At 40.2% G+C, this 25,722-nt stretch carries 19 protein-coding genes; 7 read left to right on the forward strand and 12 right to left on the reverse strand.

All coding sequences use genetic code 11. From position 1 onward, the window contains the following. Window positions 1-18: 18 nt before the first annotated feature. The 6 genes from HMPREF0766_RS08995 to HMPREF0766_RS09020 form a co-directional block, all read right to left on the reverse strand. Window positions 19-1,221 carry a FecR family protein gene (locus HMPREF0766_RS08995; RefSeq protein WP_002995867.1) on the reverse strand — a complete coding sequence of 401 codons (1,203 nt, stop codon included), beginning with the start codon at window positions 1,219-1,221 and terminating at the stop codon, window positions 19-21. A 56-nt stretch (window positions 1,222-1,277) separates the two neighbouring features. Further along, entirely contained in the window at window positions 1,278-1,859 is a 582-nt protein-coding gene (locus HMPREF0766_RS09000; RefSeq protein WP_002995868.1) for a sigma-70 family RNA polymerase sigma factor, read from the reverse strand. Between the two features lie 246 nt (window positions 1,860-2,105). Further along, window positions 2,106-2,852 (reverse strand): phosphate ABC transporter ATP-binding protein PstB, encoded by a 747-nt coding sequence (gene pstB / locus HMPREF0766_RS09005; protein WP_002995869.1) that lies wholly within the window; start codon window positions 2,850-2,852, stop codon window positions 2,106-2,108. Then, window positions 2,845-3,699 (reverse strand): phosphate ABC transporter permease PstA, encoded by an 855-nt coding sequence (gene pstA, locus HMPREF0766_RS09010; RefSeq protein ID WP_002995870.1) that lies wholly within the window; start codon window positions 3,697-3,699, stop codon window positions 2,845-2,847. Before pstA ends, pstB begins: the two co-directional genes overlap by 8 nt. Further along, window positions 3,689-4,579, reverse strand: a complete 891-nt coding sequence (gene pstC / locus HMPREF0766_RS09015; protein WP_002995871.1) for a phosphate ABC transporter permease subunit PstC — start codon at window positions 4,577-4,579, stop codon at window positions 3,689-3,691. The genes pstA and pstC overlap by 11 nt, the downstream gene beginning before the upstream one ends. Before the next feature lie 9 nt (window positions 4,580-4,588). After that, window positions 4,589-5,431 (reverse strand): substrate-binding domain-containing protein, encoded by an 843-nt coding sequence (locus HMPREF0766_RS09020; RefSeq protein WP_002995872.1) that lies wholly within the window; start codon window positions 5,429-5,431, stop codon window positions 4,589-4,591. A 183-nt stretch (window positions 5,432-5,614) separates the two neighbouring features. Here HMPREF0766_RS09020 and HMPREF0766_RS09025 point away from each other — a divergent pair, with 183 nt between their 5' ends. From HMPREF0766_RS09025 to HMPREF0766_RS09050, 6 genes are all read left to right on the forward strand, one after another. Beyond that, window positions 5,615-5,953 (forward strand): cupin domain-containing protein, encoded by a 339-nt coding sequence (locus HMPREF0766_RS09025; protein ID WP_037459763.1) that lies wholly within the window; start codon window positions 5,615-5,617, stop codon window positions 5,951-5,953. 291 nt (window positions 5,954-6,244) lie between these two features. Further along, on the forward strand, window positions 6,245-7,054 hold the full coding sequence (locus HMPREF0766_RS09030) for an META domain-containing protein (RefSeq protein ID WP_002995874.1): 810 nt from the start codon (window positions 6,245-6,247) through the stop codon (window positions 7,052-7,054). 715 nt (window positions 7,055-7,769) lie between these two features. Then, window positions 7,770-10,547, forward strand: coding sequence for a TonB-dependent receptor (locus HMPREF0766_RS09035; protein ID WP_002995875.1), 2,778 nt, complete (start codon window positions 7,770-7,772; stop codon window positions 10,545-10,547). Between the two features lie 5 nt (window positions 10,548-10,552). Continuing rightward, window positions 10,553-11,836: a DUF4876 domain-containing protein gene (locus HMPREF0766_RS09040; protein WP_002995876.1), complete on the forward strand. Its 1,284-nt coding sequence runs from the start codon at window positions 10,553-10,555 to the stop codon at window positions 11,834-11,836. A gap of 1 nt (window position 11,837) precedes the next feature. Next, on the forward strand, window positions 11,838-13,400 hold the full coding sequence (locus HMPREF0766_RS09045; protein WP_002995877.1) for a DUF6850 family outer membrane beta-barrel protein: 1,563 nt from the start codon (window positions 11,838-11,840) through the stop codon (window positions 13,398-13,400). 31 nt (window positions 13,401-13,431) lie between these two features. Beyond that, complete coding sequence (locus HMPREF0766_RS09050; protein WP_002995879.1) at window positions 13,432-15,648, forward strand: HEAT repeat domain-containing protein; 2,217 nt, start codon at window positions 13,432-13,434, stop codon at window positions 15,646-15,648. 59 nt (window positions 15,649-15,707) lie between these two features. Here HMPREF0766_RS09050 and HMPREF0766_RS09055 read toward each other — a convergent pair whose 3' ends face one another. After that, the gene (locus tag HMPREF0766_RS09055; protein ID WP_002995881.1) at window positions 15,708-16,328 is read right to left on the reverse strand and encodes a hypothetical protein; all 621 of its coding nucleotides are present in this window, start codon (window positions 16,326-16,328) and stop codon (window positions 15,708-15,710) included. A gap of 126 nt (window positions 16,329-16,454) precedes the next feature. Continuing rightward, window positions 16,455-17,513 carry a 2,3-butanediol dehydrogenase gene (locus HMPREF0766_RS09060; protein ID WP_002995883.1) on the reverse strand — a complete coding sequence of 353 codons (1,059 nt, stop codon included), beginning with the start codon at window positions 17,511-17,513 and terminating at the stop codon, window positions 16,455-16,457. A gap of 342 nt (window positions 17,514-17,855) precedes the next feature. On the opposite strand from HMPREF0766_RS09060, the gene HMPREF0766_RS09065 reads away from it, so the two are divergent. Continuing rightward, complete coding sequence (locus HMPREF0766_RS09065) at window positions 17,856-19,133, forward strand: hypothetical protein (protein ID WP_002995885.1); 1,278 nt, start codon at window positions 17,856-17,858, stop codon at window positions 19,131-19,133. 182 nt (window positions 19,134-19,315) lie between these two features. On the opposite strand, the gene HMPREF0766_RS09070 is transcribed toward HMPREF0766_RS09065, so the two are convergent. The 4 genes from HMPREF0766_RS09070 to HMPREF0766_RS09085 all read right to left on the reverse strand — a co-directional run bounded on the left by HMPREF0766_RS09070 (window position 19,316) and on the right by HMPREF0766_RS09085 (window position 25,673). Continuing rightward, window positions 19,316-21,220, reverse strand: a complete 1,905-nt coding sequence (locus HMPREF0766_RS09070; RefSeq protein ID WP_002995886.1) for an AAA domain-containing protein — start codon at window positions 21,218-21,220, stop codon at window positions 19,316-19,318. 151 nt (window positions 21,221-21,371) lie between these two features. Continuing rightward, on the reverse strand, window positions 21,372-22,619 hold the full coding sequence (locus tag HMPREF0766_RS09075; RefSeq protein ID WP_002995887.1) for a hypothetical protein: 1,248 nt from the start codon (window positions 22,617-22,619) through the stop codon (window positions 21,372-21,374). Between the two features lie 17 nt (window positions 22,620-22,636). Continuing rightward, on the reverse strand, window positions 22,637-23,203 hold the full coding sequence (locus HMPREF0766_RS09080) for a hypothetical protein (RefSeq protein ID WP_002995889.1): 567 nt from the start codon (window positions 23,201-23,203) through the stop codon (window positions 22,637-22,639). 7 nt (window positions 23,204-23,210) lie between these two features. Next, a complete protein-coding gene (locus tag HMPREF0766_RS09085) occupies window positions 23,211-25,673 on the reverse strand; it encodes an SEL1-like repeat protein (RefSeq protein ID WP_002995891.1) in 2,463 nt (820 codons plus the stop codon). Window positions 25,674-25,722: the final 49 nt, after the last annotated feature.

Consider the following 25,722-nt stretch of genomic DNA (forward strand, 5'->3'; position numbering starts at 1 on the left):
CGGTCTATGGGTAAATATCTAAGCCATAACGATAATCCTCCTTCCTTCTATTCTGAATTTAACTTTTCCGGTCAATTCCAATAACTTAAGTACATTGGCTGGATTCTCATATTTAGAAACTACTCCGGAGAAAAGCTCTTCTGTAATTTTCCCCTCGTATATGATGTCTACATCATACCAGCGTGCTACTTTATTCATAATTTCCTGAATAGATTCTTCCTCAAATCTGAAGCTCTTATTTTTCCATTCATCCATATTTGACACATCTACTTCATACACCTGAATATTCTTTCCGTCTTTGGAAACCAGCGCCTGCTGACCAGGTCGTAATACATCCGAACCATATGCGGTATTGACCCTGATTTTACCGTTTACTAGAGTGGTTCGGTTTGTACGGTCCTGAGGATAGGCTGCTACGTTAAAAGAAGTCCCCAAAACCTCGATAGTCTGCAATGCCATCTTTACCTGAAAAGGAACCTTTTCGTTTGTTTTGTTTTGTACATGTGTCACTTCAAAGAAAGCCTCTCCGGATAATCGTACCTCCCGTTTATCAGATTCAAACTGAACCGGGTATTCCAGTTCGGATTCAGCTCCTAACCAGACTCTTGTTCCGTCAGAAAGCCTGACTTTATACTGTCCTCCTCTTGGCGTCACAATGCGATTGGTAAGATGTACATCTGAACTTGCAGAAGAGAAACTGTAGGAGATCTCACCATCAGCAGATTTCACAATTCTTAACCCGTTAATATCCAGAGACTCGCCATTCTTCAGCTCTTCCAATGCTATATGCTTACCGTCGGCTAATTGTAATATGGCTTTATCTTTTCCTGGAGAAATATCTCTGCCGGCTCTTGTGAGTTGATCTTCCTGCTGAACAGGTTGTGAACTGATTGTGAAATACAAGGCTATTACACTACAGAAAATAAACAATATAGCTGCAGCCCAGTAACGCGATGGAATATTTTTAATAAAAGATTTGCGAAGTGCAGGCTTAAGATGCTGATGTGTATGTTTAAATCGGGATAAAGACTGGGAGTCTGCAAAATATTGCAGTTTATTTAAACTTTCATCCTGGTTTTTCGGGTCTGCGAGTCGTTCAGCAAAGAGCCGGTTTGATTCCTCTTTACTGATCCATTCTGCCAGCTCAACAAGCTCTTCCTGATTGAGAATACCTTTTCTTTTACCGGTTAGTAAATATATTATTCTATACTGATTTTCCATCTTCACTGTTAATACGACGCACTTGTCCTATCGTACTACTTCCCTATGAAAAAAAATTACAATTTGAACAGAAAAAGGAAAAACAGATACTTGTCCGGATGATTGATAAAAAGCTTTCTCAATATTTTAAGGCCCTTGGACTTTTGATTCTTAACCGTCTGTACACTGATATTAAGTTGTTCTGCTATTTTTTCATTCTTCACCCCATCAAGATAACTCAGCTTAATAATTTTACTGCACTGGACCGGAAGATTATTAATTTCACGATAGATTTCGGCCATATATTCCACGTATACGACCTCTAATTGTAAGTCTTCTTCAGAAAGTTGGTATAAATAACTAAATTCTGCATCTCTTTCTTTGGCTCTCCCACTGGTTTTTATAAAATCCAGACAGGCATTTCTGGCAGATAAATACAAAAAAGATTGGGCGTGATTAGCGTTATTGAGTACGATTTCACTCGTCCAAAGTTTAGCAAATAAACTATTCACGATATCCACAGCCTGATCATCGACAAATTTAGAAGCAAAGTAGCACAAAGGAGCAAAATAAGTCAGATATATATAATCAAAATCTGACTCCACTCCAGTGTTTAAGGGATATTCAACAAGAACTGAAGGTCTATGCTGCACACTCATTTATTTGTATCGCTAGTCTATTCATAGTCAGGTAACCCCAATAAGATGGGAAGCCTTCGAAGTTAGTAAGGTCTAAAAATACGATTTACAATTCATTATCCCTATAAGAAGGTTTACTTTAGACCGGTTAAAATCTATTAGTATACCTAACAGATTATCCGGGAAGAAATTCCGGCCTATTCAACAGGAGTGGATATTTATCACATAAACATGTCATTTTAAGCGCGTCACAGCACTTTATATAAACTATCCGAATTTACCTTTAATATAGTTTTTCGTAATCTCATGATCCGGATGATTGAATAACTGTTCTGTAGCGCCCTCTTCCTTTACTTCGCCCAGGTACATAAATACGGTCTTATCTGCTACACGCTGAGCCTGTTGCATATTGTGTGTTACAATGACGATCGTATACTCTTCTTTCAGTTTCAGTATCAATTCCTCTATCTTCAGTGTACTCACCGGATCTAACGCAGAACAAGGTTCGTCCATCAGAATAACTTCAGGCCGGAGCGCTACTGTACGGGCTATACACAGACGCTGCTGCTGTCCGCCGGAAAGTCTGGCGGCAGGTTTTTTCAGATCATCCTTCACCTCTTCCCATAAAAACGCTTCTTCTAACGTACGTTGTATTACTGATTTATCGTAAGGCAGATTATTGATTTTAAGACCATAAGCAATATTCTCATAGATGCTTTTCGGAAATGGATTGGCCTTTTGAAAAACCATACCGATACGCTTCCTGACTTCTGTAACGGGTATATCTCTGCTGTAAATATCCTGTCCGTCCAGCAATAGTTTTCCTTCAATACGGGCATCCGGAGATAAATCGTGCATTCTGTTAAAACTACGAAGCAATGTACTCTTTCCACAACCCGACGGGCCAATCAGAGCAGTAACTTTATTGGCAGGAAAATCTACATTAATATTCTTAAGAATCTGTTTATTACCAAAGCTTAAGTTGAGATTGTTAGCTGCAAGTTTATTAATCATTTTTTCTGTATTTATATCGGATATAGAATGCGGTAAGATTCATCAGGAAAACTACTACGACCAGTATCAAAGCTGTACCATAAGCAATAGGTCTGACTTCTTCGATAGCCTGATGCTGTGTGGACAGCATGTATAAATGGTAAGGTAAAGCCATGAATTCCTGATTCATGTAGCCGTTTGTTCCGTTTATGTAAAAAGCAGCTCCTGTAAACAGTATAGGTGCAGTCTCTCCTGCTGCACGGGACAGTGTAAGAACAACTCCTGTAAGTATTCCGGGCATAGCTGAAGGGAGTACAACATCTTTTATACATTCAAATTGAGTTGCCCCTACTCCCAAAGCACCTTCTCTTGTACTTTGCGGTATCCGCATCAAGGCTTCCTCTGTAGTCGTAATAATATAAGGCAACGACAGCAATCCCAATGTGAGTCCTGCAGCCATCAGAGAAGTTCCCATATTTAATGCCTGTACAAATAAAGCAAGCCCGAATAAACCATAAATAATGGAAGGGACACCCGAAAGATTACGGATAGCTGCGCGTATAAGGCGTGTCAACATATTGTCCTGTGCATATTCATTCAGATATATAGCACAGCAGATACCAAAAGGAATGGCGAATAAGGCTGTTATAAGCGTTAACAACACTGTTCCTATAATCGGCGATAAGATACCGCCCTTAGTCATTGCTTCCTTAGGCAATGTAGTTATAAAATCCCAGGACACTACACTGGCTCCTTTGGAAGCGATCTCCCAAAGAATAATCACCAGAAAAAGACAGACCAGTATGGTACTTCCAAGCAGTGTCCCCCACTCGATAATGGGTGTTAGCCTTTTTAATTTAAACCCCATGATATTTTCTAAATCGGTTTATAAAAAATTCGCCAACCAGATTGGCAATCATCGTCATAAAAAACAAAACTGTAGCAATAGCAAAAAGTCCAAAATAATGAGTCGTCTGATAAGGAACCTCTCCCATTTCTATGGCTATGGTTGCTGTAATCGTTTTCATTGAATCAAAGAATCCTGTCGGAAATGAAGATGCATTTCCTGTTGCCATCAGTACAGTCATCGTCTCTCCGATGGCTCGCCCAACTCCCAGCATTACAGCAGCAATAATTCCGGGTGCTGCCGCCGGAATCGTGATTTTTATTAATGTCTGCCATTTATTTGCACCCATGGCATAGCTTGCTTCTTTATACGTCTTGGGAATGGCATGTATAGCATCTTCTGACACCGTAATAATAGTTGGTAATGCCATTATAGCCAGCAGGATAGCTCCGTTCAGTGCATTTAAACCGTTAGAGAGTCCGGCCAGTGAGGCGATCTCCGGACCTAAGACCACAATACCGAGAAAACCTATAACTACTGATGGAATAGCAGCCAGCATTTCGATAGTAGGCTTTAGAATATTTTTCACCCGCTCACTGGCATATTCGGAAATAAAGGCTGCCGTACAGATACCCAACGGAATGGCTATCGCCATCGCTCCAAAAGAGACCAGTGAAGTGCTGACGATAAGTGGCAGAATTCCATAAGCAGGATCATGTGCTGTAGGATTCCACTCCATTCCCGTAATAAAATCCAGCGGTTTGACATCTGCGAAAAAGGCAAATGCATTATAAATCAACATGAAGAAAATCCCGCCTAAAAGCGCTAAAACCAAGAAACCTGTAGATTTGAAGATAATCTTAAACAAATGATCTATTAATAGTCTTTTCTTAAATCTCATATTTTAACCTTATTCAATAATGTAATATCCGGATGAACGGATGATAGCCTGTCCATCCCCGCTTTTTTCAAAATCGATAAAAGGCTTTACCTTTTCCCATGACTCTTCCAGAACAAACTGGTATAGCGGACGCTGAAAGTAGTATTGACGCGTATTGATTGCTTCCCTGTCCAGCGGTGAAACCGCTGCTTCATGTCGTGTTTTTTTGATTTTAAGGATCTTTACGGGCTGTGCGGCATCGTTCTCCTGAGAAATATATCCGGCTCCTACGTATCCTATTCCTGAACGGTCTACTTTGATTCCTTCTATAATCTGTGCATTACCCGTCATTTCTTTTGCATTCGGACTAAATGAAATTTTGAGTTTCTTTTTGATAAACGAATAGGTTCCCGAGCTACTTTGTCTTCCGTAGATATTGATAGGTAAGCTCTCACCAGTAAGTTCTTTCCAGTCCTTCATCTCTCCGCTCATAATCTTAGCCAACGTTGCTAAATCTATCTCATCCACTGGAAAATCTTTGTGTACGACAAATGCGGTAGCATCTTCAGCAAAAGTTAGGGTTCGCAATACGATCTTCCTGGATCGGAACAATTCTTCCTCTTCCTCTGTCAGCGGTCGGGAAGAATTAGCGATATCGGCCTGTCTGTTCATTAATGAAGCTATCCCAAGACCGGATCCTCCTCCTGAAATAGCAATATGGAAGTCTTTATCTTTTTCTGAATAGCGCTCCGCTAATATGACAGCCAGATTTACTTCTGTATCGGACCCTTTCATTTTGATGGTCTTGTCTCTGTTTTGACAAGAAGCAAAAATAGCCACTGAAAAAATCCAAACGATTAATTTTAATTTCATCTGTAGCCAAAGTTAACTATCCAGTATATCTCCAATGTTAATAAAACTTGAATTTAACATGAATAAAGAATTAGTTTTCATTGACTTAAAAAGCCACAGATACGGCTGATGGATATTAAAGACTCTTGCATACTTATCCAATACTTATATTTGCCTCTATATATTAATCTCAGGAATTTCACAATGGAACAGCATTCACCCAATTTTCAGTTTGACAACCATACAGAATGGGAAGATCTCGGACAAGGTGTCCGCCGTAAAGTCTTTGGCTACAACGACCAACTGATGCTTGTCAAAGTTAGGTTTGATAAAGGTGCTACAGGTACTTTGCACAGACATCCGCATGTACAGACCTCTTTTGTAAGCGAAGGATCATTTAAATACAGTATAGATGGAGAGGAAAAAATCTTGAATAAGGGAGATGCCTGCCTAGTTCCATCCAATGCACTACATGGATGCGAGTGTCTGGAGTCGGGTGAACTTATTGACTCATTCGCTCCCTACCGGGAAGATTTTTTATAATATAGGTGTCCCTGATCTAAATAACGGCCATTACGTATTTTTTGTGCTTATACAGCAAACTTTATTCATTTCTTAAAAACAAAAAAGTGAAACGAATTGTTAGTACAACATATTTGACTAATTATCTGACCACAAGTCTCATTCGAAAATAACATAAAACAAAAGGGAAAATTATTTCCTATCGGTGGTATCATGGCATCCTTTTTGAATAGAAGGAACAGAATTACAACTTTTTGTAGCAAGATATGCTACAGATAGAATAAAAATATTTTTTACAACAAATACTTTAATATGAAAAGTACAATAGTAATGAGCATAATCGCGATCTCCATGAGTTTGAGTAGCTGTGGAGTATTTCAGAAAGGTGGCAAAAAAATGGATAAAACAGAAACATCATCATCTGAAGTAATTACCGGAAAGAAATGGAAACTGATTGAATTAAACGGCAAACCTGTCGCTGATAAAGTCAACGGAAAAGAACCTTTCCTGGAATTGGATGCCAGTGAAAAACGTTACAGTGCAAGTGGAGGTTGTAATGGTATTGGTGGTAATTTCACGTTATCAGCGAATAACCGTATCAGCTTTGCTCAAGGTATGTCCACGATGATGGCATGTCCTGATATGACGATTGAACAGGGATTATCACGTGTATTTACAACTGTAGATAATTATACGGTAAAAGACGGGATTCTTTCTTTAAATAAAGCACGCATGGCACCCTTAGCGAAATTCCAGGAAGTAAAAGAAGGAAGTTCTTCCAAAGAACAGGCTCTGAACGGAACATGGGAGCTGGATTATATTTCAGGACCCCGCATTGCATTTGACGGTCTGTATCCAAATAAAAAACCGACTATCACATTTGATACAGCGAACAAAAAAGCAAATGGTAACAGCAGTTGCAACAACTACAATACCAGTATTAAAATAGAAGGCGGAAACCTTCACTTCGGTCCTGTAGCATCAACCAAGATGGCTTGTCAGGGAAGTGGTGAGTCTGTGTATTTTAAAACATTAGAAACCATTACCAACTACGATATTCAGGATAATACCCTGCATCTGATTATGGGAGATATTGCAGTAATGCGCTTTCATAAAAAGTAATAATAAAACAAAACTCATAAAAAAAAGGCTATCCAAAAAAATTTGGATAGCCTTTTTCATTCTAATCCAATTCTCCTCTTCTTTTTAAAGAGAATTTGTTCAGACTCATAGGAAGAGTTAGGGAGAGGTTCTGAACTTGTAGTATCAACCTCTATGCCCTTCGGGCATCTCTCCTTTAAAAGGAGAGATTGGTTATAACAACGCTTATACAGGAATCGTTGTCTCTCTCTAACATTTTCCCTTTCTAATAACCTTCTAAACTTTATCACCCTTATCAACTTCTTTCTAAGCCTTTCTCCAGAAAAAGGAAAGATAAGTTCTAATAACACGTATACAGGAGTCCTTGTCTCCCTCTAACATTCTCCCTTTATAACCTATTAAACTTTATCAACCCTATCAACCTCTCTGCCTTCGGGCATCTCTCCTTTAAAAAAGGAGAGAATTGTAATAGCAACAGGTATACAGGAGTTATTGTCTTTCTCTGACTTTATCTATTCAAACCTTATCAACCCTATCAACTTCTTTCCAAACCTCTCTCCCGATAAATCGACATCTCTCCTATTCATCATAAAAATGTCATAGTCCTATTTACCAGGTTTTTTATTTAGATTATTTCTAAACAAAAGGCAATTATGCTTATATTTGCCGAAACATCAACCAACATGTGCATCAACAGGCACTCACTATTAACTTACATCCTGATTTATCAGCCAATATGAAAAAACTATTACTTTTTTCTACCTTGCTGTCTTTCAATAGCCTGTTTGTCCTGCCACTAGAAGCTCAACAAGCTGCAGGACAACAACAAAAAAGGACACAGACCAGTAACCAACAAGACCTCAGGGGCCATGTTGGACAATTAAAAGACCGTAGCCCATTGCCGGGTGCTACAGTACAGATTCTCGAACTCGGTTTATTCACCAAGACCGATGCTTCCGGAAATTTCAGTTTCTCTAAAATACCTAATGGTAAATACACCATTCAGGTTCAGTTTTTAGGTATGCTTGAAGAAGAGGTACAGATAACATTACCATCTGGTCCGCTTCAGTTTTTACTAAAAGAAAACAGCATTACCCTTAAGGATGTTGTTGTCATTGCTAAAGAACAACGTAAAGATGGGGCCACATCTACCGTTATTTCCCGTAAGGCGATCGAGCATATGCAGGCAACACATCTGGGTGAAGTTCTCCAACTCCTGCCGGGAGCTGTGGTAACCAATCCTGATTTTACAAATGTCAATAAAACCAGTATACGCCAGTACACAGGTGACAGGGCTTATTCGGGACAGAATACAAGCTCTTTGGGAACTTCGGTAATTATCAACGGCGCACCGCTGTCTAACAATGCCAATTTACAGGCCATGAACACCGTTACATCAGGTGTATTGGCGGCTTTCTCAACTTCCAGCGGAATGGGGACCGACATGCGTCAGCTTTCTGCAGATAACATTGAATCTGTGGAAGTTATCCGGGGCATACCTTCAGTAGAATATGGTGATCTGACCTCCGGAGCTGTACTGGTCACCACCAAAGCAGGGAAAGAACCGTTACAGGTAAAAGCCCGTATCAATCCAAAACTGACTCAATTCTGGGCAGGACAAGGTTTTAATCTGGGAGAACGCAGTGGGAATCTCTTTGTCGATCTGGACTTTACAAAAGCCTATGATAAGCAGATCACTGCCTACTCTGCTTATGAGCGTATGAAAGGGACAGCTCAATACACCAATACCTTCGGCCAAGACAGACCGCTGTACACAAACACCACTTTTTCTTTTGGCACCAATCTGGATGATACGAAAGTAGATCCGGATTATCAGGCAGAGCAGGTCATTAACAAAGCACAAAACTACAATTACGAATTCGCGACTACCGGTAAATGGAACCTGGACCAACGTTTTGCCCGTAATATTAACTATACCCTTTCGGCCAACTATGCCTTTCAAAAGGGCTATCAACAAAGATTACAGACTCTGAGTGTCTCGGCAGTAAGTCAGGCTACCGAAGATATTACACAAGAGGTTAGTTATCTGCCTTCTACTTTTCTGAATCAGTTGTGGATAGAAGGGAAACCTTTGAATATTTTTGCCAGGTTGTCGGATAACTTCTATTTCAAGACAGGATCCGGTACACACCGTATCCTGTTAGGAGGAGATTATCGTCTGGATGCAAATTATGGTGCGGGAAGAACCATTGACCCGAACAACCCTTACCGTACCTCCGATCCTTTCGGTTTCAGACCCCGGGCTTTCAAAGATATTCCTGCTCTTCACCAAATGGGATTATACCTTGAAGACCGTTATTCTATGCAAATCGCAGATCGCAATCTCCATATTCAGGCGGGTCTGCGCTGGGATCAGGTACAACCCTTTACAGATAACACCTTATCGGCTTTGTCACCCCGAATCAATGCTTCTTTCGAAATTATTAAAAATCTGACCTTAAGAGGAGGCTATGGTATTACCGCCAAATCACCAACTCTGCTTTATCTATACCCTGACCGGGCATATTATGACGCTTTCAGTCTCAACTATTATAAGGAAAACCCTGCCGAAGCTCTTGCTCTTGTCACAACCCGCGTTTTTGATACCGCTAATCCGGATTTGAAAATGACAAAAACCAGCAAGAAGGAAATCGGTCTGGATTTTTTCAGCGGTAAAAGACGTTTTTCTGTAAACGGATATTACGAACAGACAAAAAACGGATATGAGATGAATACCAATCTGAATAGTGTCCAATTTGTAGGCATACCTATCTATACGGTACAATCTGCTCCGGCAGGAAGCAAACCGATCCTGAGTCCTGATGTAACCACTTCTACATTTGTAGCGACATACAGTTCTCCAAGCAACAATAATGACATTCTGAATAAAGGTGTAGAATTTGATTTTGACTTCGGGAGATTTGATAACATCCGTACTTCTTTTGTACTGAACGGAGCCTATCTTTCTACAAAATCAATGAGCAACACTCCTTATATTTTGTTGCAGAATGTGGCCAGTCAAACTCCTACCCGTATAGGTGTGTTTGAAGCCAGAGGAATGGAACAGCATCGTTTCGTAACGACATTAAGAGCTGTCCATAATATTCCTGAACTGCGTTTTATTATCTCAGCCTCAGCACAGACCATCTGGAAGGATCAACATAAATTTGTCAACTATTCCAGTATTCCTACAGGTTACATACCCGTTGGACAAGCCGGCAGTACTGCACAGATCATCAACTTTACAGAAGCAGAACGCAATGCTATTACTGAAGCGGACAGAGATATCTATCTCAGTCTGAATGACGGATATTATAAAAGTGAAAGCTGGAAACCACTTTGGTTATTTAATGTCAAACTGACTAAAGAGTTTGCTAATAATATGGGCTTTTCTTTCTATGCAAACAATGTATTTAATCACAGACCTTTGGAAGCAAGCTCCCGTTATCCGCAGGAATACAGTAAGCGTAATATCCCAATGTTTTACGGAACGGAAATTTCCATCAAATTCTAACCGACATGAAAACAAGCGTATCCATTCCACACATCAAACCTTTCTCATCTCAGGCAGATGATCAGAAAACAACATATAAACGCATGAAAACTAAAAGTATATTAATCCTTTTAGCGGTATTCAGCATCTTTACCGCCTGTCGTAAAGATTACTATGCCTATACAACAGTAGATTACAGTTTTACAATTCAGTATCCCGAAGAGTATAGTAAACAACTTGCGGATAGTGTCAAAATCAATCTTAAGAATACTATTACAGGGGCGACACAGGAATTTGTATCCGATGCTCAGGGACGTGTCTCTGCAAAGGGCATTACACCGGGTGTATATACAGTCACAGCAAGTAAGCAGGTTACAGCAGAAGAGGCAGAACAACTGGTGGGAATACGTGAAGAAATCTTCTGTAATGGAAGCATCCCCACACTTCGTATCACCGAATCGGCGAACAGTGAAATTCGCTTAGTTGGCAGTCAGGCAGGAGGATTTGTGATCAAAGAGTTCTATTATGCGGGCTCCAAGACTCCTTCCGGTACAAATTACCTGTATGACGGTTTTATCGAAATTTATAACAACAGTACCGGAGATCTGTATGCAGACAGCCTTGTTATCGGAAATACCAAATCTGCTTCAGCTACAGTTTATGGTTTTCTACCGGATAAAAACAATGTATATCTTGCACAGGCCTGGATGATCCCGGGTAACGGTACACAACATCTGGTCAGACCGGGCGAATCTGTGGTCATCGCCATCACCGCAATCAATCACAAGACGGATCCCAACGGCAATCCTAATTCACCGGCCAATCTGGGAAAGGGTATTGCTGATTTTGAAACGTATTTTAATCCTACCGGAACCAATACCCGTGACACCGACAACCCGGATGTACCTAATATGATCCACCAGTTTGCGAACACAACAGCAGGCTTTGACTGGAATATCGGTATAAACGGAGCCGGACTTATTCTGTTCAGAGACAGTCAGGTCGCCGGTTATCAGACCCTTACAGAACCCAATGTCAGTGGAACTACCCGCTATCTGCAGGTACCTGTAAAAGCTATATTGGATGGAGTAGACTGTGTAGGCAATTCGACCATTACAATTGATAAAAAGAGAATACCCGAGACAGTAGATGCCGGACTTACCTTCGTCGGATCCACTTATTCAGGTAAATCTGTTATCCGTAAAGTAAAAAGCAGAATCAATAACAGAGCTGTTTTGATGGATAGCAATAACTCCTCCGCAGATTTTATAGTAAATGATAACCCCACTCCCAAAACAATAGCACAGTAATATGAAAAAGAACTTATTCGCAAGCCTTTGTTTCCTCACCTTAACGGGACAAATGGCGACCGCACAGACTGTGCCTGCATACGATTATTTTAAAGCTAAGGAGGTATGGAGCAAAAGTCCCAATGCCGCACTTCTCCGTTACACTATACTCCCAGTCGAAGGGGAAACCCAGCTTGGAGCCTATTATCAGGCCGGTGATCTCAGACATCCTTTTTCAGCAAAAGAAAGCCAGGGTATCAACTTCAGCACTTCACGTTATCAACGGCTTAAAGAATGGACATATTATGGTCAATTTGATTTCCGGACAACAAAAGATAAACAAATGAACATGACAGCACATACGGATCCCTACCGGGACAATCCGTATCAACTGATGGATTCGCTGTCCGGTGACTGGAAAAAGCAACATTACGATCTTCGTCTCAAGATTGCCTCACCGGGATTTGCAGATGATCGTATGAATGCAGGGTTGGATGTACAATACAATCTAAAAACAGGAGCCCGCCAAAAAGATCCCAGGTCTCTCGATAATTCCAGTACATTAAATTTATCACCGGCACTGACCTATAAACTATCGGAAAGACAGCTGCTTGGACTGACGGGTATCTATAGTTTCTATAAAGAAGAACTCAATATAGAAACTATTGGAAATTACCAGCAGCATTATTTATACAGATTACTGGGTGCCGGAGAGTACCAGATGAGTGCGCCTTATATTATGACTGCCGGATACAACAGAACCTACAGAGGTCATTCTTTTGGAGGTGCTGCAGATTATGTATACAACGCTGATCATATAAAATGGTCAACTACTGCCGGATACCGTAGTGGATATGAAAATGCTATAGACGGAACGACATATATACAACAAGCCGGAAAACATCGCTATCAGGAATATCAGGCCTCTTCCTATCTGGATTGGAAAAAAGGTAAATATGCGCATCAGGTCGGATTGGAGTGGTTGCTGAAAGATATGGAAAACACCGAATATCATCAGATTCAAAATGCGGATACCAAGGCGTATGAAACGGTATATTCAAGCGTAATGAGTACCATGCTCCGGAATAAAAGTACGCTTTCCTATCTGATTAGCCATGATAGTCCAGCAGGTCTTACGGACTGGTGGCTCAAAACCGCGGTAAGCTATCATAGTATCGATAACCGATATGCCAATCCGCAAAATAAACAGATCGTAGATAAACTGAATGTTGCTGTGAGTTTTGATAAAACGTATGCCAAAGAGAATAGAAAAGGATTTGCCTTCCAATTGAGTTCTGCATATGACTTGTTGCTAAGCGATGAATTGCTTTACACAGATAAATCATATTCCACTAACTTTGTAGCGAAAAACGTTTTTATCCCGGCACATCAATTTTATAGCGTCAATACATGGACAAACTCGGCGAATGTCAAATATACCTTTGGAGCATTCGGAAAGAAGCGCAATCAGCTATATATCAAAGCCAGTGGCTGGCTAATAAGTGCTATGGGTGATCAGGGAGATATCCGCAAAGGAGATAACCGCTATCTGACTCAATTGTCTGTCGGATTGATAAGTCTTTAATAACAGAATAAAAACATTAGAAAGAATAAACATGATAAGATTGAGAAAAACGCTTCTTTCCCTAACCTGCCTGTCACTGGTGGCAAGTAGTTACGGACAAGAGATAATCAAACCATCCGTTTCCTCCAAAACCAGTTTTGCTATTGTCGTTGACCAGAAGACGTTCAATGCGCTTAAACCTGAATTAATGGCTTATCGCCAATCTGTAGAACAAGATGGGTTAGGCACTTACATTATTGCTCACAACTGGGAAAAACCGGAGCAGATACGGGAGCAGCTGCAACAACTCCGCAAGACTAAGCAACCACTGGAAGGCACTGTACTGGTAGGTAACATCCCTGTGGTGATGATACGTGATGCACAATATCTGACTTCAGCATTCAAAATGAATCAGAAAATCCGCTGGGACAAATCCTCTGTTCCTTCGGACCGCTATTATGATGACCTGGATCTGAAGCTCAACTTTATAAAACAAGATACAGCAAGTGAACGGAGCAATTACTTTTATTACAGTCTGGATGCCACTTCTCCGCAATATATTGAAATGGATATTTATTCAGCCCGAATAAAACCTCCTGTTGAAAAGGGTGAAAATCCGACGGATAAAATTAAAGCCTATCTGCAAAAACTCGTGGAGCTGCGTAAAGTCAGCAATCCGCTTAATGATATTATCGCTTCTACAGGACATGGTTATAATTCAAATTCTATAAATTCCTTTGCAGGAGATGTGCTGGCATTGAAATCACAATTTCCGTCACTCTATCTTCCCGGAAATTCCATTAAGTTTCTAAACTTCCGCAATGCGGATTTTATGAAGTTCAATCTGTTACGCGAACTGAAACGTGAAGGACTGGACTTTGCATTTATGACAGGCCACGGTACTCCTACCCTGCAATTGATTAACGGATATCCACTTGCTTCCAATCCGCAGCCTTCTATGGAGAATGTCGGAAGGTACCTGCGCTCAAAAGTCAGATCTGCTAAAGAAGATGGCAGAGATGTGGAAAAGGTTAAGGAAGGATTCAAAACATCTCTTGGGGTTTCTGATAAATGGATGAATGATGCGTTTGAAAAAGCGGTAATTGATTCCGATTCAGTCTTTAATGATAATCTGGATGTGCAGATCTGGGATATTCGTGATGCCGGCATCCAGGCGCCGCTGGTATACCTCAATTCCTGTCTTACGGGTTCATTTCACCTCGACAATTACCTGGCCGGATATTACCCGTTCTCCAATAATAAAAATATAGCCGCTATCGCTAACAGCGTAGGTGTATTGCAGGATCTGTGGCCAGCAGAACTTATGGGAACGCTTCAGCACGGGATACGTATAGGAAACTGGTTTAAGCATATTGCCTATCTGGAAACCCATATTCTGGGTGATCCTACTTTTCATTTCTCTTCCTCCAGAAGCAAAGAAATTAATGAGGCTATAGGTACAGTAGCAAAAGCATCATACTGGAAAAGTCTGCTTAAAGAGCAGGATGCTGATCTGCAATCTCTGGCATTGGTATATTTACAAAAACAGCTGCCTGAAGCTGAAATGTCAGCTTTATTGAAATCTACTTATTTCAGTTCCCCTTTTGAAACTACCCGTATGCAGGCTTTTGCTTTGCTGCGCAAGTATGAAAATGAAGCTTACTTTACGGTCTTACATGCCGCACGTCAGGATTCGTATGAATTTATCAGAAGAATGGCAGTATATGATCTGGGGGAATTCGGAGGAGATGATTTTGCAAAAGATCTGATTGCCTTTTATGTCAGCGATCCACATTCTGAACGCATCAACTATCGTCTGCGTACAAATATGACTTTCTTTAATCCGGAATTGCTCAAAACGGAAATCAATAATCAGGTAAGCCAGAATAAAGGAATCAACAATGCATCTGCTTTAAGTGCACAACTAATTAAAGATATTGATTATAATCAAAGCAAGGTTGATAAAATGCAGGCTACTATCCTTGATAAGAATACTGCGGAAAAAGAACGTCTGGCTGAAATTACCACCCTCAGACTTTACCGCTATCACCGTGTAGTACCTGCTGTGCTGAAAGTAATAGAAGATGCTTCTGAATCTGAAGCCTTGCGCATAACAGCTCTGGAAGTCATGAGTTGGTTTCCGCTGTCCTACCAGCGCGAAGCTATTTTCAGAACCTGTGATGCCTTATTACAGGACAACAAGGTACCTCCTGCTGTAAAGGAACAGGCATTGAAGACTAAGCATGTCATGAAAAAGGAATCCATTTAATATAAAAAATGCTGCAGTCTTTAATGAACTGCAGCATTTTTTATATCAGAAGACTTATGTTAATGACCGTGCGAATGTCCCATATCAGCCGGGTTGATCATAATGTGAGCTTTATAACTTCCTTCATCCATTAACCATGGAATACCCGGAACTGTAGGTTTACTCGCCAGACCAAGATCTGCAGCTTTGGCATAAGGTACATACAATACATATCTGCGCTTAGCATCTGCCATTTCTCCGGTTTCTTTATCCAGTTTATCTAATGAACCCCAATATCCGTACAACATGGTAGGTTGTTGTGGTATGGATAGTTTACCCGCCTTAAACTCCTCTTCTCTGATCTTATCCCGTTCTTTTCTTTTTCCTTCCGCAATCAGCGCCCGTCCTCTTGCCATAAACGGTTCAAGACTCTCCGGATATGCATAAGCGTAAAGCAAAGGCAATTTGTAATCCGGAGCCAGACAAATATATCCGTTTGTTCCTTCCCGCAGGACCGTAAACTTACCATCTTTGTCATAGCCATATACCTTGGCTCCTTCTCTGAATTCTGTAGGCGCAGCCTGTACCGCAATTCGAACTTGTACATCAGCAGGCAAAGGCTCACGAACAGGTTTTTGCTGGGCATTTACAACGATTCCCGATGTAAGGGCTATTAATACTAAAGCAATTAATTTTTTCATTTTTACTTGATAAAGGTTGTATGTAGATTCATTCTAAACAAATATACAGCTTTTTCTTACGGTTTTTATATCAACTTAATGCAAGATTCCGCAAACACCTCTATCTATAAGCTCTCTTCATTCAAATTACTTTATTTCAACCAGAATTTTTACTTCTGATGGATTGGAAACTAAAGCCTCAAAACCTTTGGGTACAATTTCATCCAATCCGATTTTGCTTGTCACCAGCTTTTCCACAGGCATACGTCCGCTGTCTATCATAGCAATGACCTGCGGAAATATATTCCGATAGGCAATTATACCTTTTATGGTAATCTCTCTAACTACCTGATCATAGGCACTGTATTCAACCGGTTTTCCAAACAGCGCTACCAATACAGCTGTTCCTCCATTCCGCAGACTGGCTATCCCGGTAGAGAAAGAAGCCTGTACACCCGCAGCGTCCAGAAATACATCTACTCCAATTCCTGTGATCCTTCTAACCTGCGCCGGAATATCCTTATCCGCGGCATTAATTATAGTAGTCGCTCCAATATCTTTTGCTTTCTCCAGTCGCTTTTCTGATATATCCGTTACGATAACTGTCGCTGCTCCGGCTGCTATGGCTGCCTGCACACATAGCAATCCGATCGGTCCGGCGCCCGAAACCAATACTGTCTGACCCATCCGGAGTCCGCTTTGTAATACTGCATATACTGCTACAGCTGCAGGTTCTACCAGGGCCCCCTGTTCAAAGCTCATACTATCCGGAATCTTATGAACCATATAATCTTCCACAACTGTATATTTTGCAAATCCTCCGTTAGAGGTCAGACCGACAAATCCGAGAGGCTCGGAAAGATTGTATTCTCCGTTAGCAATAAACGGACTGTCAAAATTTTTAAAAATAGGTTCTACAACTACACGATCACCCTTCTTGACCCGGTTCACACCCTCTCCTACTTCTTCTACAATTCCGGAGAATTCATGGCCTAATGTCGTTACACCGATATGCCCGTTAAGCGGGTATGGTTTTTCTGAAGGGATCAATTGTGGTCCGTGCACATACTCATGCAGATCAGATCCGCATATACCTGCATATTGTACTGCGATCTTTACCTGTTGCTTACCGGTAACCGGAATTTGTGTTTCTTCTACTCTGATATCTTTTGCAGCGTGCCATCTTGCGGCTTTCATTGTACTCATCTTCTTTATATTTAAACAGTTATTTAATGACCCGATTTTCACAGGTTTATTATCTATTATTTTAACATAAAGATCGTGTTTATTGTTTCCTTAAAAAGTGACCCTTATCAACTTGTTATGTGTTTTTGATAAGAATTAAGGGGCTCTAAAGCAATAGAGATTTCATATTCCTGAATTCCATCAGAACCTTTATACGCATAAGGAGCATCCAAAATGTCCCCCTATATCGACTCTTTGTCCCCCCTTTATAAAGCTGCAAAAGTATAATTTTGATAGTGAGGATGGTACACTCCATATTATCACGCATTTAACTGATTTTCCATTAAGTAAAACATAGAAATTATGAACTACAACATTGTAATGGGTACGGACAACAAAACCCTAAATCCAATAGTCCAGCAGATCTATCAAAAAATCTATCCCCATATATTTAAAGGAAGTAAAGACATTGCCACGGAACTCTTTCTTGCTGTATTTTATGATATTAATGAGCCTCCTGTAATCGATCTTTCTCAGTCAGTTCAATTAAAAAAAGAAGATTTTCAAAATCATTATACCTCTGAACTATCCGAAGAGGAATTATTTCTTGATGTCCAGGAAGAAGCTTTGATTCTGGATATGCTTTCAAAAGCCACTTTTCAGGCTTATTTTCCCAATATCAACCTTAAACTCAAATTAAAGGATACTTCCCTGTTAAATATAAATATAAAAGTATCTGCAAAAGTAAATATACAGACCTCCATTGAAGACAAACAAAACTATCTGGGCGCCAGTATATTAACAGCAGATCTGGAGATAAAAGATGTAGAAGATTACAAAGAATACATAGATGAACTGAAAAAGCATATTCTTCCCTTACTTATTCATGTATTAAATAAGGATCTTTTAGATAAAATAAAGTTACCTGCACTTACCTTTAAAGATGTTACCATAAGCCTTCCTATACCTGTTGTCGAAAAATCCTTTGTTACGGCTTACTCTTGTATAGGAGCCCGGCAACCCGACACATATGCTCCACTTAACTGGCCTGTTGAAACTGTATTTGCAGGAGTAGACAGTACTGCGATAGAAACAATGGCAGCTATACCTTTTCCCCTGAAAAAAGAAAATGAATTTTCATGGAAGATCATAAGCGGTCATGTATTGGCACAGGTATTCAATCCCAGATCTTTTGTTATTCAGTCTGACGGAAGTATTGAAGGAAAGATTGACACTGAATTATTAGCACAGCTGACGCTAAAAAAAGGATTTTTTAAAATATCTTTCGGACCACACGGAAAAGCGACTATCAAAGCAACTTTTAAACCCGTCGTACATAACGGAAGATTGTTGTTAACAGTCAAAAACCTAAATATTCCTAAACTGGATATTGACTTTGGTATTGCCAAATGGGCAGAATATTTATTAAAACCACTAAGCTATGGTTTGAGTCTGGCGCTCAATGAAATATTTCTGCCTCTTGTATCAGCTATATTAAGACAGGTAGAAATTCCAATTATGTATTTTCCGACTATTTCATTCGAGATCAAAGGCATGACTTTTAATATTGATATTACCGAAGCAAAAACCTCAAAACTCGACAAGCTGTTGCTGATCTCCGGTATACCATCTGTCGGGTAATAGTACACCCGTTTGAACAAGACAGAATCTCATGAATTTGCGTTTGGTTAGAATTACCGAATTGTATGTTGAACTATATTCAGCATTTCCTGAGGCACAGGGTAAGGAATATTAGACATTTCTGTGGCATACGTTTATAAAACTAACTTACCACGACTGTTTATCCTCGTGCCAAGTTAGTTTTACATCCATTCCCATACACTTTTGTAGGCATCTATGGATTCGGCATATTGGATCATACCGGCATAAAAAGGATGCTGGCCTATAGTGGAACTATCGCCGATAATAATCAGTTTGTACCGCGCACGGGTCATCGCTACATTCATCCGCCGTATTTCATTCAGAAATCCAATCTGACCTTCAGCATTGCTACGTGTCAGTGAGATATAGATAATATCACGTTCTTGCCCCTGAAATCCATCTATCGTTTGTATCTGTATAGATACGGAGATTTTCATTTCATCATTCCGAATCAGTTCTTTTAGCAGCAATACTTGTTGTCTGTAAGGTGAGATCAGACCTATATTTGGAAAGGGGCTCATATTTTCATCCTTTTTAAATGCTGCCAAATATTGTGTTAAATGTTGGATCAGGAAATTTGCCTCTTCTATATTTGAGATTGCTGTATCTTCCTGCACCTCATCAAATCCTGCTCCGGCAGTGTCAATAAACAGAAAGGCATTATCACCCGGCGTGAGCTCTTGCTGTGCTATGGATGGTTCTGCAAATAACGTATTGTTATAGAGTGCTGCAGATGGGTATTGCATGATATCCTGATGCATACGGTATTGTTGCCGCAGGAGGCATACACAGGATGGATACGCATGCACCAGTTTTTCCATAAGTGTTTCATGGAATGCCCTTACCGAAGAATCTTTTGATTTGATTGTCGGTGGCAGCTGAAGATGATCTCCTGCAAGGATTAGCTTGTCAGATTTTAGAATTGGAATCCAACAGGCAGGTTCCAGAGCCTGTCCGGCTTCATCAATAAATACGGCTGCATATGTTCTGTCCTGGATGGCGGAATGATTGGAACCTACCAGCGTGGCAGTAATGACCTGAGCCTGATCCAGAATATCTTTTTGTATATATTGCGCAATCTGTTCAGCTTCTTTCATGAGATTCTTCGCTTCCTGAAAGAGTGCTTTTTTTTGGTCACGCTCGGCTTTTCCAAAGTTTCGTTTATACTTCTTAGCCATATCTCTAAAAACATCCGCTTTTTTCCGTATTGTTTTTAATTCCTTTTGCATAGGGTGACTTTCCAGTTTTCCATCCAGGGTGAGCTCATGCAGCTGTTCGGATACTTTTACAGGATTACCAATGCGTACGACCTTTACACCTGTTTCATGAAGTTTTTCTGTCAGCAAATCTACTGCTGTGTTACTGGGTGCTGTGACCAGAATCTGATCCGGATATTTCTGCAGAAGCGCTTTAATACCCTGAACCAAAGTAGTGGTTTTACCTGTACCCGGAGGACCGTGTACAATGGTAAGGTGTGGTGATGCTATTATCTGATTTACAGCTTTTAACTGATATTCATTTAATCCTGTAATGGAGTTGATTTGGTGATCAGAAACCATATGATCAGAATCGTGAACATGCTGATCAATCAGCATATTGATAAGTGGCCCCATCTTCTTATCATCCCTGGCAGCATCAGCCCGTTTTAATGCCTTAAACATTTCCTGATAGCTGTTTTCATCAAACAGGAGATCTACACCAAGTTTTCCCGATCTTACCCAATCCGGTAATTCATCCACCCGCAGAGAAATCTTCATTTCATCTCCGTTTACATAGCCTATGGTACCCGAAATCCGATCTGCAGACGGGTTGTGGTTAGAGAACAGGGCAACAGGCATTCCGTATCTGAACCGATGTGTCTGTTCATCCTTAACTGTCCGCTGAATTATAATCTGAATATAGTCTCCTAGTCCGATCTCTTCATTACGAATCATAATCGGATACCAGCACAATCCTGCCTGTCTTCGTTTGGCTAAGGACTGGGTCTGTAAAAGCTGTTGATATTCTTCTTTATCGTGTTTTTGTTCTTTCTCTAATAACGTAGCGAGCTCTTCAAAATATGTCATCTACAAAAGTTAAATTCAAAAATAGGCATTCGCAGACTACATATTAAGGGACTTTCTCATTTTTTCAGTAAAAATGCCGGGCTAAGGATGATATGAACCTCATTTTAATCTTATTTAGGATAAAAGCGGAACGACTGAGGTTTACTTCAGCTTAACAGTTGTAGTCTGCTTCTGGGATGTAGACTTCCAGTCCGAAAACCTCACGCAGCTGATCTGCATAACGGTCAAAGGCATAACAATCTCCGTAAAAAACTGTATCTGTATGTTCCTTATCTTTTAGTTGAACCTCAAAGCTCGCATATCCCGGACCTTTGGCAGGCAACAGGTTATAAAAACAGATCCGTTTTATATCATGTACATTATAGATCAGACACATTTCTTCACCAGCAAACCCTATTTTACCATTATTCTTATCCAACCAGATTCCGCTTTTATTATCGAGAGTTTTACGGATTAGGGAGGGCAATGCAACTACATTTATATTTTTACGATAGTCTTCAACGATCTCATGGACTGTATTAAATGGAATATACGTATCTATACTTATATGATCATCCGCGTAATCCGGATGATCTAACAAATCAGGATATGATCTCTTATTCTGCATACTCAGTGAAGTGCTGCCATCATCATAGCCCTCTTCTGTATCATAAGTGTAAGAGATGGACAGCCATACATCCTCTATATCAAAGGTAAGGTGTTTCTGGTCGTCACGTTCATAACCACAGACATCTACATCTATAGGAATATGTTGCATCCACTCAGCTTTGATTTCGTAATAACTCGTATCAGTATGTGTCTCGTTATACAATGCACATATATAGTGCTGTACTGCAATATCTGTACGTTCATTATCATAATAGGCTTCCAGACCTTCCACAACCATGTTACCTATACGTACCGGATAATCAAATACAAAAATCCTGATATCGTAGTCCGATTTTTCGAGATGGCCTACATTCAAAGTTGCCAATTCATCATACGATGTATCCCAGGACACAAAGAGAGGAGCTGATGTCATCACCTCAAAACCATCTGTATAATCGGCGACATCTCCCTGCTGCAGAATGCTGTAATTACGGGGATATTTTTTCAGCCAGATCCGTTTCTTCATATCGTTTGTTTGTCCGGTCACCTTATAGAATACCGTATCATCAAAACCAAAACGTACGGAGAGTTGGCGGTATACCGTATCAAAACCTTTCAAAAGCCCTGATATATACCATTGCCGGTGATCGAATAAAAAGAGAAAAGGATCGCCGCCTAATACTTCTGCATAAGCATATTTGAGTTTGCTCAGATCTACCTGCTCCATCTCCCCGTATTCCAGGTAATTAAGCACATCTCCCTCTATGTATATTTCTTTTTTATTCGTTGTAAACATATCTAATATTCCCATGTGTTTCTCTTACCTGATTATTCCCAGACCAACTCCGCTTTATACAAGATTTTTTTATCTACTACATTATAATCCTCATCATGAGTAGCGATATAGAAAACAAGATAGAGCGGTGTCTGTATATCTTTCAAAGATACTTGTTTATCCAGCGCCAGCAGATCTATTTTGGCAACAGTTCTGTTCGCTGTCCAATGATCGGGTGTACCTTTTGGATCACGATCAAAACGATGATCATCTGCAGCTGTAAAATACCAGTAGCTCGGTGCATCATTACTTATAAAAAGAGATTGTTCTGCGTTAAAACGTCCTTCCGCCATTCCTGAGTTCTCAAACCATTCCACTTCCAGATCAGCTTCACCGATTGCAGATCTGTAGACATCATCATCTGTCGTTGCTCCTATCAGGAAAGCATCTGTACCGGATACCTCCACCTGAAAAGTAAAGGGTAATTTGCGGAGCGTATAGCGGTCTCCTTCTGCAGCTACTTTCTTATTTTCCTGAGTGATATTTACGTTTATCTGTTGTCCGTAGGCAGAATACATGCTAAGGATAATTATAACTATTCCTATTATTTTTCTGATCATCTTTTAATTATTTATATTCTTCACTTACTTCCATATCATATTCTTCCGCATATGCTATCCATTGCTTAAATTTTTCATAATCAGCATAGGCCGGATCATTCTTGTAATAGTATAACAATCTTTCCAAACCATAGAAATACTGCCCCTGAGACATAGCCTTCTCATAATACTGAATTGCTTTTTTTGCATTTTGATTCACTCCATATCCATGATCATAAAGAATTCCATAGTATATCGCAGAAAATGTATCTCCGTAATCTTTTCTCAGATACCGCAACAGGTTTGTATAGTCTTTCTTTTGATAGTAGATCTCTGCCACATTCTCTACTTTAAAATGTCGCTTTTTCTCCGCTTTCTTGTAATAGTCCAATGCCAGATCATAATCCTGTTCTACATGACCATAAAAATAGAGATCGCCCAGATTGACCAGCGCTAGTCCGTCTCCAAGCTCAGCTGCTTTTTGGTAAGCAAACCTAGCCCTTTCTATATCTTTAGGGTAGCCTGTTCCATTCTGGTACAGATAGCCGATATCATTCCATGCTGCTGCACTATCCTCCATAGCAGCCTTTTCATAATACGTGATACCTAAGGGAATATTCTGGAATTGTTCATCCATTGTATAGATACTGCCAAGTTCAAACATCATGCGGACACTCCCCCGTTCAGCACCTAATGTGTAAAGTCTGATTGCATTTTCCATATCTCCGGAGCGCGCAAAGCATCTTCCTTTTGCATAAAGAGTTTCCTGATCAAAATAAGATTCATAACCCTCACCTGTACGTTGTGTCCAGTTCCGATAGTAATCCAGAAAATAACGCTGATCATTTCCTCTGAGCGCATGATTATTCTCATGCAGATGTCCCATCTGCTCATTGCTGACTTCCCTGATCTGGCGTTCCTTGTCCAGAATCCACATTTTATCTCCGGCAAAAAGACATAGAAATTGTGTTTGATAATCAATCCCCTCACACACGTAATCGTACAATGGACTCACTATCTTCGTATTATAGTCATAATAACGCATCTGTGCTCCTTGTGTAATGCGGAGGAATTCGAGTTGACAATGTTCGATCTTAGTATTTTCAACAGATAACGGTATTAGCCATTTGTCTTGTAAGGCATCATAAAGACCGTTAGCCCCCTTATCTGTCACTATAAATACATCCGGCATATAATTGTTTAAAGCATCAATCCCTACCCTTTCGACTCCTTCGCCGTTCAGACGCATCAACTGATGCCGGATATCGTAAATGTACCAGGCTTTGTTCTTGAGATAAGCTATACTGCTGTAATTATCCAAAACAATAATCCGATCGATCTCATCTTTAAAAACGACACCCTCAGGATTCAGCACACTGATCTTCTTTTGATATTTGTTGGGTTCTACCCAATAATAACCGTTTGAAATATTACGCAATACATCCTCCGGATAGGCTCCCATGTAAACTCCTGATAAGCTGTAATAATGTCGAAGTGCAGTACCTTTTTCCTTTTTAAAAACCAGATCTGGATATTGAAATTCGTAAGGAAAATCGCTCTTTCCGGGAATAATCTGTTCATTTTTTGAATTTAACAGCGTGTAGACTCCATTCGCATTTGCATTAAAGAGCCCGCGGTATAATTCTTCCAGGTTAGTATAAGTTATAGGAATACAGGATTCACCAGTCTTTAACTGGATAAGTCCCGTCTTGCCTTGCTTCATGACAGTTGCAAACAGCTCATCTTCGATCAGGAATGCATCAAAAGCATCGTCATACTGACAGGGAATAATGAGTTCTCCGGTATCTTTGAGATATCCGTACAACTCATCTTTCATCACGACAGCCACACCTTCATTCGTAAAGTTGTAAATATCATCGTATGTAGGGTCTACCAGAATATTCCCTTTATTATCTTTGAGTCCGTAACGTTGATCTAGCTCAAAAATTTCAGCACCGTTCTCTTTATAAGCCTCTTCATTCCAGTATCCTAATCCATAATTGATCCAATCATACTGAAGCATATCCAGAAATGATGCATGACCTGATTGCTTGAGTACATCAGACAGAAAGCTCAAATCCTGTTCGGCAATCGCATTCTTATACAGCTCAGCCATTTCACGAATCTCCCCTGCCCAATCTTTTGCCTGATCGCTATGCCTTTCTTCGTTCATATTGAACACATCCGTCGCATCCATAACAAAAGTGTCGTACGGCAGGTTCTCTAAAAAACTGAACATTGTATCTACCGGCTCCGTGTATGCTTTTTCATTATGAAGTTGATACGTTTCAGCCAGGAGATGGTAGAATTGACGAAGAGCAACAATCCCAGACTCTCTCTCAAAATAAAGTCGGGTACCCTTGCTTCGCGGATTTGCTGAAAATAACGGAAACAGTAATTCTGGAATCACATAATTCCACTCTCCCAGATAATGAGGATAACTCTGCCTGGTTTTCAGATCAATATTGTACGTATAGATACGATGTGCCATATGTTATATTAATAGTGTAAAATAACATAAAATTAGCAGCGCAGGATAT

It is taken from the genome of Sphingobacterium spiritivorum ATCC 33861 (assembly GCF_000143765.1).
Classification (GTDB): domain Bacteria; phylum Bacteroidota; class Bacteroidia; order Sphingobacteriales; family Sphingobacteriaceae; genus Sphingobacterium; species Sphingobacterium spiritivorum.

What these genes read in the sequence shown, in the direction of transcription:
- HMPREF0766_RS08995 (WP_002995867.1), bottom strand. Translation starts at nt 1,221, where the DNA reads ATGGAAAATCAGTATAGAATAATATATTTACTAACCGGTAAAAGAAAA.
- HMPREF0766_RS09000 (WP_002995868.1), bottom strand. Translation starts at nt 1,859, where the DNA reads ATGAGTGTGCAGCATAGACCTTCAGTTCTTGTTGAATATCCCTTAAAC.
- pstB (WP_002995869.1), bottom strand. Translation starts at nt 2,852, where the DNA reads ATGATTAATAAACTTGCAGCTAACAATCTCAACTTAAGCTTTGGTAAT.
- pstA (WP_002995870.1), bottom strand. Translation starts at nt 3,699, where the DNA reads ATGGGGTTTAAATTAAAAAGGCTAACACCCATTATCGAGTGGGGGACA.
- pstC (WP_002995871.1), bottom strand. Translation starts at nt 4,579, where the DNA reads ATGAGATTTAAGAAAAGACTATTAATAGATCATTTGTTTAAGATTATC.
- HMPREF0766_RS09020 (WP_002995872.1), bottom strand. Translation starts at nt 5,431, where the DNA reads ATGAAATTAAAATTAATCGTTTGGATTTTTTCAGTGGCTATTTTTGCT.
- HMPREF0766_RS09025 (WP_037459763.1), top strand. Translation starts at nt 5,615, where the DNA reads ATGGAACAGCATTCACCCAATTTTCAGTTTGACAACCATACAGAATGG.
- HMPREF0766_RS09030 (WP_002995874.1), top strand. Translation starts at nt 6,245, where the DNA reads ATGAAAAGTACAATAGTAATGAGCATAATCGCGATCTCCATGAGTTTG.
- HMPREF0766_RS09035 (WP_002995875.1), top strand. Translation starts at nt 7,770, where the DNA reads ATGAAAAAACTATTACTTTTTTCTACCTTGCTGTCTTTCAATAGCCTG.
- HMPREF0766_RS09040 (WP_002995876.1), top strand. Translation starts at nt 10,553, where the DNA reads ATGAAAACAAGCGTATCCATTCCACACATCAAACCTTTCTCATCTCAG.
- HMPREF0766_RS09045 (WP_002995877.1), top strand. Translation starts at nt 11,838, where the DNA reads ATGAAAAAGAACTTATTCGCAAGCCTTTGTTTCCTCACCTTAACGGGA.
- HMPREF0766_RS09050 (WP_002995879.1), top strand. Translation starts at nt 13,432, where the DNA reads ATGATAAGATTGAGAAAAACGCTTCTTTCCCTAACCTGCCTGTCACTG.
- HMPREF0766_RS09055 (WP_002995881.1), bottom strand. Translation starts at nt 16,328, where the DNA reads ATGAAAAAATTAATTGCTTTAGTATTAATAGCCCTTACATCGGGAATC.
- HMPREF0766_RS09060 (WP_002995883.1), bottom strand. Translation starts at nt 17,513, where the DNA reads ATGAGTACAATGAAAGCCGCAAGATGGCACGCTGCAAAAGATATCAGA.
- HMPREF0766_RS09065 (WP_002995885.1), top strand. Translation starts at nt 17,856, where the DNA reads ATGAACTACAACATTGTAATGGGTACGGACAACAAAACCCTAAATCCA.
- HMPREF0766_RS09070 (WP_002995886.1), bottom strand. Translation starts at nt 21,220, where the DNA reads ATGACATATTTTGAAGAGCTCGCTACGTTATTAGAGAAAGAACAAAAA.
- HMPREF0766_RS09075 (WP_002995887.1), bottom strand. Translation starts at nt 22,619, where the DNA reads ATGGGAATATTAGATATGTTTACAACGAATAAAAAAGAAATATACATA.
- HMPREF0766_RS09080 (WP_002995889.1), bottom strand. Translation starts at nt 23,203, where the DNA reads ATGATCAGAAAAATAATAGGAATAGTTATAATTATCCTTAGCATGTAT.
- HMPREF0766_RS09085 (WP_002995891.1), bottom strand. Translation starts at nt 25,673, where the DNA reads ATGGCACATCGTATCTATACGTACAATATTGATCTGAAAACCAGGCAG.